Here is a 13,270-nt window from a genome sequence, read left to right as displayed (position 1 = left end):
TTATGAAATACTCGATCTTCTCGCTCGCCCGCGCCGCCTTTTCCGGCCACAAGAACTGGCAACGCACCTGGCGCGATGCCAGCCCGAAGGACCGCTACGACGTGGTGATCATCGGCGGCGGCGGCCATGGCCTGGCCACCGCCTGGTTCCTCGCCAGCGAGTACGGCATCAGGAATGTGGCCGTGCTGGAAAAGGGCTGGATCGGCTCCGGCAATGCCGGCCGCAACACCACCATCATCCGTTCCAATTACGGCCTGCCCGGCAACACCGGCTTCTACGAATTGTCGATGAAGCTGTGGGAGCGGATGGAGCAGGACCTCAACTACAACACGATGGTCAGCCAGCGCGGCGTCATCAACCTCTACCATTCCGATGCGCAGCGCGATGCCTATGCGCGGCGCGGCAACACGATGCGCATCAACGGCATCGACGCCGAACTGCTCGATCTCGCCGCGGTCAAGAAGATGATGCCGTTCCTGAACTACGACAATGCGCGCTTTCCGGTGCAAGGCGGGCTGTTGCAGCGGCGCGGCGGCACGGCGCGGCATGACGCCGTGGTCTGGGGCTATGCCCATGCGGCGAGCGCGCTCGGCGTCGACATTATCCAGAATTGCGAAGTGACGGGCTTCATGCGCGACGCCAACGGCAAGGTGACCGGCGTCGAGACCTCGCGCGGCAGGATCGGCGCAGGCAAGGTCGGCATGGCTGTCGCCGGCAGTTCCTCGCGCGTCGCAGCGATGGCGGGGCTGCGCCTGCCGATCGAAAGCCATGTGCTGCAGGCCTTCGTCTCCGAGGCGATCAAGCCGCTCATCCCCAACGTGATGACGTTCGGCGCCGGCCATTTCTACGTCAGCCAGTCGGACAAGGGTGGCCTGGTCTTCGGCGGCGACATAGACGGCTACAATTCCTACGCCCAGCGCGGCAATCTGCCTGTGATGGAAGACGTCTGCGAAGGCGGCATGGCCCTGATGCCGATGATCGGCCGCGTGCGCCTGCTGCGCCAGTGGGGCGGCATCATGGACATGTCGATGGACGGCTCGCCGATCATCGACAAGACGCCGGTCGACGGGCTCTATCTCAATGCCGGCTGGTGCTATGGCGGCTTCAAGGCGACGCCGGGTTCAGGCCTTGTCTTTGCCCATCTGCTGGCCCGCGATGAATCGCACAAGGAGGCCGCCCGCTTCCGGCTCGACCGGTTCCGGTCCGGAGCCGTGATCGACGAAAAGGGCCAGGGCGCCCAACCGAACCTGCACTGAAGGGCCCCGTCATGCGCATCACCTGTCCCTTCTGCGGCGAACGCGAACTCGGCGAGTTCACCTATCTCGGCGACGCCAAGCCGGTGCGTCCGGCGACTGGCGCTTCGGAGGGCGACGTCTTCGACTACGTTTACCTGCGCGACAATGTCGCCGGCGTGATGAACGAGAACTGGTATCACGGCGGCGGCTGCCGGGCGTGGCTGAAGGTCACCCGCAACACGCTGACGCACGAGATTTCGGCGGTCGAACCGGCGGCCGGTGCTGGCGCGAGGCAGGCTGCGAAATGAACTTTTCTGTAGAAGTCAGCGCCGCGAACTCCGCCAGGCCTCTACCTCCCCCTTGTGGGGAGGTCGGACCGCAGGTCCGGGTGGGGGTCTGCGCCGCCCCCCCACCCCGCTGCTTCGCAGCGACCCTCCCCACCAGGGGGAGGGTAAGAAGCGGCAGGGCGATGAGGGGCAGCGCGACGCCAGTGCATGAGGCTGCATCGTGACTTCCTCCCAATCCCATCGTCTCCCGACCGGCGGCCTCGTCGACCGCTCGGCGCCGCTGAGCTTCCGCTTCGATGGCAAGACGTTCTTCGGCTTCGAGGGCGACACGCTGGCGTCGGCGCTTGTCGCCAACGGCGTCAAGCTGGTCGGCCGCTCGTTCAAATACCACCGCCCGCGCGGCATTCTGACCTCTGGCTCGGAAGAGCCCAATGCGCTGGTCGAACTGCGCACCGGCGCACGCCGCGAGCCGAACACCAAGGCAACCACAGCCGAGCTCTATGAAGGGCTCGAGGCCGCCAGCCAGAACCGCTGGCCGTCGCTCAATTTCGACGTGATGTCGGTCAACCAACTGTTCGCGCCGATCTTCGTCGCCGGCTTTTACTACAAGACCTTCATGTGGCCGGCGAAATTCTGGGAAGCGATCTACGAGCCGGCGATCCGCCGCGCCGCGGGTCTCGGCCGCGCTGCCGGCGTTGCCGATCCCGACCATTACGACAAGGCCTGGGCGCATTGCGACGTGTTGATCGCCGGCTCCGGCCCGACCGGACTTGCGGCAGCCCTCGCCGCCGGCCGCTCCGGCGCCTGCGTCATCCTGTGCGAAGAGGATTTTGTCCCCGGGGGCCGCCTGCTCTCGGATGGCGGCACGATCGACGGACTGCCGGCAGCCGAGTGGGTGTCGCGGACCCTGGCGGAACTCGCCGCAATGCCCGACGTCCGCATCATGACCCGCACGACGCTGTTCGGCGTCTATGATGGCGGCACCTACGGCGCGATCGAGCGGGTCAATGACCATCTGCCCTCGCCCCCCGAGCATCAGGTGCGCCAGCGGATGTGGCGGATCGTGGCCAGGCGTTGCATCGTCGCGGCCGGCGCTCTCGAACGTCCGGTCGTCTTTGCCGGCAACGACACGCCCGGCGTGATGATGGCTTCCGCGATGCGGACCTATGTCGCGCGCTACGCCGCCGCTCCTGCGAAACGCATCGCGCTGTTCACCAACAACGAGGATGGCTGGCGCACGGTCGAGACAGCGCTCGCCTCCGGATTGCAGATCGCGGCGGTCATAGACGCACGGCCCGATGTCTCGCCGGCCCATCGTTCACTCGCCTCAAAGAGCGGGTTCCCGCTGCTGCACGGCGCCGTCAGCCGTGTGGACGGCGGCAAGGACGGTGTGCGGAAGATCTCCGTCTCTCTCACCGGCGGCGCGCGAGCCGAAGTGGAAGCGGACGGGCTTGCCGTTTCCGGCGGCTGGAACCCGGCGGTCGGGCTCACCTCCTATCATCGCGGCCGGCCGAAATGGCGCGACGACATCGCCGCCTTCGTACCCGACGGCGCGCCTCCAGGCATGGTCGCCGCCGGCGCCGCCAATGGCTCGTTCGGTCTCGGCGCCTGCCTGGCGGGAGGGTTTGCAGCAGGCGCGGCGGCCGCGCTCGACGCCGGGCGCAGCGGCAAGGCCGGCACAGCGCCGACCGCCGATGACGAGGCGTTCTCGTTGACGCCGCTCTGGCACGTCGCCGGCAAGGGCAAGGCGTTCGTCGACCAGCAGCACGACGTCACCGCTTCCGACATCGAACTGGCGCAGCGTGAGGGCTTTGAATCGGTCGAGCATCTGAAGCGCTACACGACGCTCGGCATGGCGACCGACCAGGGCAAGACCTCCAACGTCGCCGGCCTTGCCATCATGGCTGCGGTGTCGGGCAAGTCCATTCCCGAAACCGGCACGACGATCTACCGCCCGCCCTATGTGCCGGTCGCCATCGGCGCCTTTGCCGGCCATCACCGCGACGAGACTTTCCACGCCACAAGGCTGACGCCTTCGCACCACTGGGCCGCCGAACAGGGTGCCGTCTTCGTCGACACCGGCCTGTGGAAGCGTGCGCAATGGTATCCGCGCACGGGCGAGAAGGACTGGCTGGAATCCGTCACCCGCGAGGTCAAGGCGGTGCGTTCCGGCGTGGGCTTCTGCGATGTCTCGACGCTCGGCAAGATCGACGTGCACGGCCCCGATGCCGGCGCCTTTCTCGACCGTGTCTACATCAACACCTTCTCCAACCTCGCCGTCGGCAAAGCGCGCTACGGGCTGATGCTGCGCGAGGACGGGTTCGTCTATGATGACGGCACGACGTCGCGGCTGGCCGATGATCATTATTTCCTGACCACCACCACGGCCAAGGCCGGACTGGTGATGCAGCATCTCGAATACTGCCGGCAGGTGCTGTTCCCAGCGCTCGACGTGCAGCTCACATCCGTCTCCGACCAATGGGCGCAATTCTCGATCGCCGGGCCGAAGACGCGTGATCTGCTGAAGGAGATCGTCGATCCGGCCGAGGATCTGTCGAACGAAGGTTTCCCCTTCATGGGCGCGCGCGAAGTCGCGCTGCGCGGCGGCATCAAGGCGCGGCTGTTCCGCATTTCCTTCTCCGGCGAAATGGCGTTCGAAATTTCGGTGCCGGCGCGCTATGGCGAGGCGATGGCGCGCAATTTGATGCTGGCCGGCAAACCGTTCGGCGTAACGCCATACGGCACCGAGGCGCTCGGCGTCATGCGCATCGAAAAGGGCCATGTGGCCGGTCCGGAACTGAGCGGAACCACCACTGCCGCCGACCTCGGCCTCGGCAAGATGATGTCGACCAAGAAGGATTTCATCGGCCGCGTCATGGCGGGTCGCGGGGCGCTGGTCGCGCCGGACCGGCAGGTCGTCGTCGGCATCAAGCCGACCGACAAGGCGCGGCGGCTGCGCTCCGGCGCGCACATCGTTCCGAAGGGCCAGACGCCCGGACCTGATAACGACGAGGGCTATGTCACCTCGGTCTGCTTCTCGCCGACGCTGGAGCAGTGGATCGGGCTCGCGCTTGTCGAGCGCGGCCGCGAGCGCATCGGCGAGATCGTGCGCGCGCACGATCCGCTGCGCGCAGAAGAGTATGACGTTGAACTGTGCAATCCAGTCTTCTACGACCCGGATGGAGGGCGCCAGCGTGGCTGAGTTTTCCTGGGAAGTCCGCAGCCCGCTCGACCGCGCGCTGGTCACGGGGCCATATGGCGCGCGTGGCGAGGCCGACGTGTCGCTGACCGAGATCCGGAATTTCGACCTCGTGCAAGTGATGGCGCGGCGCGGCCAAGCGGCTGAAATGGCCAAGGCCGCCAAGGCGCGTTTCGGCGTTGCGGCGCCGGAAACACCGAAGGCGGTGAGTACGGCCGACGCGACGCTGATCTGGTCGGGACCGGATCAGTTTTTCGTCCTGTCGAAGGGCGGCAAGCATGCGGTCGAGCCGCTCGCTCAAGCCTTTGCGGCCTCAGGGTCGCTTTCAGATCAATCGCATGCGCGAGTCTTGATCAGCATTTACGGCGGCAAGGCTCGGGAGATGCTGGCGAAATTGTCGTCGATCGATTTGCACCCGGAGACATTCCCCGTCGGCGCAGCCGCCGCGACGTCGATGGATCACACCAGCATTACGCTTTGGCGCGGGGAGGATCGAAACGGACAGGCGGTGTTCAATTTGCTTGTGTTCGCGACCTTTGCCGAAAGCCTGTGGCACACGATCCTGGACTCGGCTGCGGAATATGGCGTTAAGACTAGCCACTCTGAGGAATTGGTGTAGCCTTGACGCGTCTTCCTTCTCCCCTTGTGGGAGAAGGTGGCCTCGCGAAGCGAGGTCGGATGAGGGGTGTTCCAGGGAACGCCAACGTCTCACTCCGCTGGAACACCCCTCATCCGTCTCGGCGCTGACGCGCCGATCCACCTTCTCCCACAAGGGGAGAAGGAAGAACCCCATCCACCTGCGCCTTGCCAAACGCAACCGCACTGCTATTCTTGGTGCTAAAATAATTTTACACACAGGCAAACTTGTTTCTCGAACCGCAAGGCTGAGATGAGCCAGTCGCCCTACCCTGCCGTCGCATCCGGACCGCCCCGGCCGAGCCTGATCCTGCGGCCCGGGCAGATCGCGCTGCCGCCGGGCATGGAGCGCTATACGGTCAAAGGCAACGGTGCGGTGCTGATTGAGATCGAGGCCGGTGATACGATCACGGTGCGCAATGTCGAGGGCGGCCAGGCTTGCGAGTTGCTGTCGTGGGACGGCACAGGTGCGACCGATCCCTCCATCCTCGGTGAAAAACCCAACAGCAATGCCGCCGGCATCAAGGCGCTGCTTGCCGAGGGCGACGACAGTCTCGCGTCCCTGCAGCGCGGGCTCGCGCGCCGGCAGGTGCAGCTCGACCAGGCCAAGGCGGTGCGCGTGTTCGGCGGCGCCACGCCGGCCGGCACCGAACAGGGTTTTACGGTTGCGCGCGATGGCTCGGTGATAATCGCCGCGCCCGGCGGGCCGATGCTGGTCGACGGCCATGACACGGCGACGCCGTTAACTGTGATCCTCCGGCGCGCCACCATCCGTCCGGCGGCGAAGTCGCAATTGGCCGACCCGCTCGCCGATCCGGTACTCGACCTGCGCGTCCATTCGGCGACGGCGGAATCCTATTTCGTCAAGGCCGGCGACTATTTGCAGATCATCGATGTCGACGGCCGCCAGTGCACCGACTTCCAGTGCTTTTCGGCGCGCAAGCTGGACAAGGGGTTAGACCATCCGCTCGACGTGACGACCACCCGCACGCTGATGGGATCGAGCTATCCGATGCCGGGGCTGCACTCGAAATATTACGACCAGGATATGGAGCCGCTGGTCGAAGTGGTGCAGGACACATGCGGCCGGCACGACGCCTTCGCGCTCGCATGCGCCGCCAAATATTACGATGACATCGGCTATCCCGGCCATGCCAACTGCTCGGAGAACTTCAACCGCGCGCTGTCGGACAAGGGCGTCACGCCACGCGCCGGCTGGATGGCGATCAACTTCTTCTTCAACACGGCGATCGACGCGCATGGCGTCATGGTCTCCGACGAGCCATGGTCCCGCCCGGGCGATTATGTGCTGCTGCGCGCGCTTACCGACATCGTCTGCGTCTCCTCCGCCTGCCCCGACGATACCACACCGGCCAATGGCTGGAACCTGACCGACATCCATGTGCGCACCTATTCCGGCCAGCACAAATTCTCGCGAGCGATCGCCAGACGCATGACGCCCGATTCGGAACCCAAAATGACCCGCGAGACAGCCTTTCATCAGAGCTTTGCCAAGCACACACGCGACTTCGTCGAGTACAGGGGCTATTGGTTGGCCAACTCCTTCGCCAGGGAAGGCGCGATCGCCGAATACTGGGCCTGCCGGCAGGCCGCCGTGATCATGGACCTGTCGCCGCTGCGCAAGTTCGAGGTCACCGGCCCGGATTCCGAAGCGCTGCTGCAATACACGCTGACCCGCGACGTCAAGAAGCTCGGCGTCGGCCAGGTCGTCTATTCCGCCATGTGCTACGAGCATGGCGGCATGATCGACGACGGCACGCTGCTCAGGCTCGGCAAGGACAATTTCCGCTGGGTCGGCGGCGACGATCTGTCCGGCGAATGGCTGCGCGAGACGGCGACAAAGCTGGGCCTCAACGTGCTGGTGCGCTCGTCCACCGACCAGATGCACAATATCGCCGTGCAGGGGCCGAAGAGCCGCGACATCCTGAGGGAGGTGATCTGGACCTCGCCGCTACAGCCGTCGATCGAGGAACTGGAATGGTTCCGCTTCGCCGTCGCGCGCATCGGCGGCGGCAATGGCGTTCCGGTCGTCGTCTCACGCACCGGCTATACCGGTGAACTCGGCTACGAGATCTGGTGTCATCCACGCGACGCCGAAAAGGTCTTCGAGGCGATCTGGGCGGCCGGCCAGCCGCATGGACTGAAGCCGATGGGCCTGCAGGCGCTCGACATGGTGCGCATCGAGGCCGGCCTGATCTTCGCCGGCTACGAGTTCTCCGACCAGACCGATCCGTTCGAGGCGGGCATCGGCTTCACCGTGCCGCTGAAGACCAAGACCGACGACTTCATCGGCCGTGAGGCGCTGATCCGGCGCAAGGAGCATCCGCAGACGAAGCTGGTCGGCCTCGACATCGACGCCAATGTGGCGGTCGGCCATGGCGACTGCGTGCATGTCGGCCGCGCCCAGATCGGCGTCGTCACCTCAGGCATGCGCTCGCCGGTGCTGAACAAGACCATCGCCCTGGCGCGGCTTGACGTCACCCACGCGGCTGTCGGCACCGAGGTTGAAATCGGCAAGCTCGACGGCCATGCCAAGCGGCTGCCGGCACGAGTCGTGGCCTTCGCCCATTACGATCCGCAAAAGACCAGGCCGCGTTCCTGATCGCGGCCTTTCGGGCATACGGGATTGCCCCGTAGGCGGCGCCGCAGGGCACATTTGTGCGCCCGCCCGCAAGCGTGATGTGCACGGCGCGACAAAACGCTTGACGTGAAAGCGCGCCGGATCAATCTTCACTCTTAAGAAAAAAATACGACTGAGTGGAAACACTGAAGTCGCGGCGATATTGGCCGGGGAGCAAGCTTCGCAAAGTCGAGGCGGCGCCGGCGGGGAACATCAAAAAGGGGAATTCACCGACATGAGCACCATAAGCACGGTCCTGGAGCAGCCTGCCGAAAGCAAGCTGCTCAGGCATATCGACTGGCGCGGCGCCTTCTGGGTGGCCAGCGGCGTTCCGGCCCTCGTCCTGTTTTCGATCGGCGGCATCGCCGGCACGACCGGCACGCTCGCCTTCCTGATCTGGACCGTGTCCATGGTCATGGGCTTCCTGCAATCCTTCACCTATGCCGAGATCGCCGGCCTGTTCCCGAACAAGTCGGGCGGCGCCTCGATCTACGGTGCGACCGCCTGGCTGCGCTACTCCAAGTTCATCGCGCCGTTGTCGGTGTGGTGCAACTGGTTCGCCTGGTCGCCGGTGCTCTCGCTCGGCTGCTCGATCGCCGCCGCCTATATCCTCAATGCGCTGGCGCCGGTGCCTATCTTTACCGACACGTCGCCCGAGGTCGCCGCTTATATCGCGGCGCATGCCGGAACGAGCGCCGCCGACGCCATTACCGCGGTGACCGCGGCGGCGACCCCGGCGATCCGCACGTGGTCGGCGTTCAGCCACACGCTGGGACCGGTGTCCTTCACCTTCAACGCCACCTTCTTCATCGGCGCCGTGCTGATGCTGATGATCTTCTCGATCCAGCATCGCGGTATCCTGGGCACCGCCAATGTGCAGAAATATATCGGCCTGCTGGTCATCGTCCCGATGCTGATCGTCGGCGTCGTGCCGATCTTCACCGGCCAGATCAGCTGGGCGAATTTTTCGCCGCTGGTGCCGCTAGCGGCCGCCTATGCGCCGGAGCCCGGCGCCTGGAACATCGCCGGCTGGACACTGGTGCTCGGCGGCATGTTCATCGCCGCCTGGTCGACCTACGGCTTCGAGACCGCCGTCTGCTACACTTCCGAGTTCAAGAACCCCGGCACCGACACCTTCAAGGCCATCTTCTACTCCGGCCTGCTCTGTATGCTGCTGTTCATCCTGGTGCCGTTCACCTTCCAGGGCGTGCTCGGCCTCAACGGGATGCTGGCGACGCCGATCGTCGACGGTTCGGGCGTGGCGGATGCTCTCGCCGGCATGGTCGGCGGCGGCGGGCTTATCCACAGCCTGCTGGTGATGCTGATGATCCTGGCGCTGGTGCTGTGCATCATGACGGCAATGGCCGGCTCCTCGCGCACGCTCTACCAGGGCTCGGTCGACGGCTGGCTGCCGCGCTATCTCAGCCACGTCAACGAACATGGCGCGCCGACGCGGGCGATGTGGACCGACCTGTGCTTCAACCTGATCGTGCTGGCGATCGCCTCGGCCGATGCGACGAGCTTCTTCTTCATCCTCGCCGTATCGAATTGCGGCTACATCATCTTCAACTTCCTCAACCTCAATGCCGGCTGGATCCACCGCATCGACAACGGCCATATCGCACGCCCTTGGAAGGCCCCGACGTGGCTCTTGGGGATCGGAGCGATCTTCGCCTATGTCAACGCGATCTTCATGGGCGCCGGGGCCAAGGTGTGGAACCCGATGGCGCTGTGGGCGGGGCTGATTACCGCGGCGCTGATCATCCCGGTGTTCTGCTTCCGCCATTACATCCAGGACGGCGGCAAGTTCCCCGACCACATGCTGGCCGACCTCGGCATGGCGGGAGCGGACCTTTCGGTGAAAAAGGCGGGCATGCTGCCCTATCTGACGCTGGGCGCCGGCGTGGCGGTAATGCTGATCGCCAACTGGTTTTTCGTCATCTGATTGCCTGACGGCCAAGCGGCCTTCGGCTCAGCAAGAACAGAAATCGGCCGGTCTCAAACGGGACCGGCCGATTTGGTTCATTCAGCCGCCAAAGCGAGTTGCGGCCTCTCGACGCCTTCGACGGTTTCCGGTTCGGGCGTCTGTTCGTCGGTCGGCACCTTCTTGCGCTCACGGCCGAAGAACAGGGCGTAGCCAGCGGGCAGCACCAGGATGGTGAGCACGGTTGCAACGAGGATGCCGCCCATCATGGCGTAGGCGAGCGGCCCCCAGAACACGCCGCGCGAGATCGGGATCAGCGCCAGCACGGCCGTCATCGCCGTCAGCATGATCGGACGGAAGCGGCGGACGGCCGAGCCGATGATCGCTTCGGAACGTTCCATGCCTCTCGCGATGTCCTGGTCGATCTGGTCGACCAGGATGATCGAGTTGCGCATGATGATGCCGAGCAGCGCGATGACGCCGAGGATGGCGACGAAGCCGAACGGCGCGCCGCTGATCAGAAGCGCGGCCGCCGCGCCGATGATGCCGAGCGGGCCGGTGGCCAGCACCAGCATCGCCTTGCCGAAATGCTGCAGCTGGATCATCAGGAGAATGACGATGACGGCCAGCATGATCGGCGCCTTGGCGGCAATGGAAGCCTGGCTTTCCGCCGAATCCTCGGCACCGCCCTGGATCTCGATCTTGTAGCCGGGCGCAAGCCCGTCGCGCAGATCCTTCATGTCGTTGTACATCTTGGTGACGACGTCGTTGGACTGCACGCCGTCGGGCAAGGTCGCCCGCACGCTGATGGTCGGCAAGCGGTCGCGCCGCCACTCGACCCCTTGCTCCAGCACCGGCACCACCTTGGCCACCTGCGACAGCGGCACGAAGCCGCCGAAATCGGTCGGGATGTAGATAGAATCGACCGAGGACAGCAAGGCGCGGCTGGCATCCGGCTCGCGGGCGACGATGGACACCGTTTCCTCGCCGTCGCGGAAGTCGCCCAGCGGCGCGCCGGACATGGAGGCCTGCAGCATCTGGCGGATGCGCTGCGAGGTGACGCCCAACGCGCGGGCGCGGTCCTGGTCGATGACCAGCTTCATCGCCGGCACAGGTTCCAGCCAATCGTCATGGACGGCGCCGAGCAGCGGGTTGGCCTGGAATTTCGCCTTCACCTGGTCGGCAATGCGCCGCACTTCCTGGCGGTCCGGGCCCATGACGCGCATCTGCACCGGCCAGCCAGTTGGCGGGCCGAGGAACAAGCGATCGACCTTGCCGCGGATGGAGGGGAAGTCCTGCGCCAGGATGGTGCGCAGCTTGACGATCAGCCGCTCGCGCGCCGGCTCGTCATTGGCCATCACAAGAAGCTGGGCGAAGTTCGGATTCCTGAGCTGCTGGTCCAGCGGCAGGAAGAAGCGCGGCGCGCCTTCACCGATATAGGTGGCGATGAAGCGCTTGTCCTTGTCGTCCATCATCTTGGCTTCCAGCGCCTTGGCCTGCGTCTCGACTTCCTTGATGCTGGTGCCTTCCGGCAGCCAGAGATCGACGAGGATTTCCGGGCGCGACGATTGCGGGAAGAAGTTCTGCGGAATGAACTGGAAGGCCCACAGGCTGGTGGCGAAAGTCACCAGCGTCATCGTCAGCACGATGATGCGATGGCGCACGGCCCAGGTAACCGTCGAGCGAAGCCGGCGATAGAAACGGGTGTCGAAGACGTCGTGGTGGGAGCCGGCATGCTTGCGCTGCTTGAGGATCATATATCCCAGCCATGGCGTGAAATAGACCGCCACGAACCAGGACACCACCAGCGCGATGCCGACGACGTAGAACAGCGTGCGCACATATTCGCCGGCGGTGGAGGCGGCAAAGCCGACCGGAATGAAGCCGGCGGTGGTGATCAGCGTACCGGTCAGCATCGGAAATGCGGTCGAGGAATAGGCGAAACTCGCCGCCTCGATCTTGACCAGCCCCTCCTCCAGCTTGCGTTCCATCATCTCGACGACGATCATCGCGTCGTCGACGAGCAGGCCGAGCGCGATGATCAAGGCACCCAGCGAAATGCGCTGCAGGTCGATGCCGATCTCGTACATGATGGCGAAGGTGGCGGCCAGCACCAGCGGAATGGCGATGGCAATGACAAGTCCGGAGCGCCAGCCGATCGACAGGAACGAGACGACGAGCACGATCAGCAGCGCTTCGCCGAGCGCATGCATGAACTCGCTGACAGCGTCCCTGACGACCTCGGGCTGGTCCGATATCTGGTCGACGGAGACGCCATAGGGCAGCGCCTCCTCGAATCGCTTGTAGGTCGCCTCGACGTCCTTGCCGACATCGGTGACGTTGAAGCCCTTGGCCATGACGACGCCGAGCTGGACGCTCTCGTGGCCGTTGAACCGGTACTTGCGCTCGAAGGGATCCTCCAGCCCCGAGCTCACAGTCGCGATATCGCCAAGGCGCGTTACCTGGTTGCCGGCGCGCAAGCGCAGTTCGCGAATGTCGGCCGCCCTGGTGACGTCGCCCTCGACCGAAATGCGGACCGAGCGCAAGCCGGTGTCGACCGAGCCCGCCGGGTCGACATTGTTCTGTCCCTTGATCGCGTTCTGCAGGTCGGTCAGCGTCAGGCCGCGCTCGGCCAGCGCCTTGGACGAGACGTCGATATAGATCTTCTCGGGCTGGTCGCCGATGATGACCGCCTTCTCGACGCCGGGCGTCGTCAGCAGCATGTCGCGGGCCTGGATGGCGAACTTCTTCAATTCGGGATAGCTGAAGCCGTCGCCGCTGATGGAATGCAAGGTGATGAAGGTGTCGCCGAATTCATCGTTGAAATAGGGGCCGAGCAGGCCTTGCGGCAGATCGCCTGCTATGTCGCCGACCTTCTTGCGCACCTGATAGAAGGCGTCGTTGACCTGGGCCGCATTGGTGTCGCCCTTGATCTGAACCGTGATGATGGCGCTGCCGGCCCGCGTATAGGAGCGCACGAAGTCGAGATGCGGCGTCTCCTGCAGCTTGCGTTCGATCTTGTTGACGACCTGGTCTTCCATCTCCTGAATCGAAGAACCCGGCCAGATCGCCTGCACGACCATGACGCGGAAGGTGAAGTCGGGATCTTCCTTCTGGCCCATGCGCATCAGGCCGAGCGCGCCGGCAAGGATGATCAGGCCGAACAGGAAACGTGCGATGCTCGGATGCCCGATCGCCCAGCGCGAGAGGTTGAAAGGCCGCTTTTCAGTGCTGCTGTCGGTGGTCATGGCGCCAGTCCAGTCCAATTGATCTGCAAGGCAGGTTCATCATGCCGTTCATGCGTTCTTCGTCTGGCTTCCGGGCGGCGAAGCTCCCTCAAGCGGAGAG

7 protein-coding genes are annotated in these 13,270 nt (G+C 64.9%); 6 read left to right on the top strand and 1 reads right to left on the bottom strand.

The genetic code is table 11. The features are described 5' to 3' along the window. The first annotated feature begins 2 nt into the window (after positions 1 to 2). From LB551_RS13555 to LB551_RS13530, 6 genes are all read left to right on the top strand, one after another. Entirely contained in the window at positions 3 to 1,256 is a 1,254-nt protein-coding gene (locus tag LB551_RS13555; protein WP_224659500.1) for a sarcosine oxidase subunit beta family protein, read from the top strand. An 11-nt stretch (positions 1,257 to 1,267) separates the two neighbouring features. Continuing rightward, a complete protein-coding gene (locus tag LB551_RS13550) occupies positions 1,268 to 1,543 on the top strand; it encodes a sarcosine oxidase subunit delta (RefSeq protein WP_224659499.1) in 276 nt (91 codons plus the stop codon). 199 nt (positions 1,544 to 1,742) lie between these two features. Beyond that, complete coding sequence (locus tag LB551_RS13545; protein ID WP_224659498.1) at positions 1,743 to 4,724, top strand: sarcosine oxidase subunit alpha; 2,982 nt, start codon at positions 1,743 to 1,745, stop codon at positions 4,722 to 4,724. Then, positions 4,702 to 5,340, top strand: a complete 639-nt coding sequence (locus LB551_RS13540; RefSeq protein ID WP_224623445.1) for a sarcosine oxidase subunit gamma — start codon at positions 4,702 to 4,704, stop codon at positions 5,338 to 5,340. Before LB551_RS13545 ends, LB551_RS13540 begins: the two co-directional genes overlap by 23 nt. Positions 5,341 to 5,610: 270 nt before the next feature. Further along, entirely contained in the window at positions 5,611 to 7,980 is a 2,370-nt protein-coding gene (locus LB551_RS13535) for a DUF1989 domain-containing protein (protein WP_224623447.1), read from the top strand. Between the two features lie 253 nt (positions 7,981 to 8,233). Continuing rightward, positions 8,234 to 9,943 carry an APC family permease gene (locus LB551_RS13530; RefSeq protein WP_224623449.1) on the top strand — a complete coding sequence of 570 codons (1,710 nt, stop codon included), beginning with the start codon at positions 8,234 to 8,236 and terminating at the stop codon, positions 9,941 to 9,943. A 77-nt stretch (positions 9,944 to 10,020) separates the two neighbouring features. Here LB551_RS13530 and LB551_RS13525 read toward each other — a convergent pair whose 3' ends face one another. Further along, on the bottom strand, positions 10,021 to 13,170 hold the full coding sequence (locus LB551_RS13525; RefSeq protein WP_224623450.1) for an efflux RND transporter permease subunit: 3,150 nt from the start codon (positions 13,168 to 13,170) through the stop codon (positions 10,021 to 10,023). Between the last annotated feature and the right edge of the window lie 100 nt (positions 13,171 to 13,270).

The organism is Mesorhizobium sp. BR1-1-2 (assembly GCF_020165435.1).
Taxonomy (GTDB): Bacteria; Pseudomonadota; Alphaproteobacteria; order Rhizobiales; family Rhizobiaceae; genus Mesorhizobium.
Note: the sequence above shows the minus strand (reverse complement) of the source record. Positions and strands in the feature narration are given on the sequence as shown.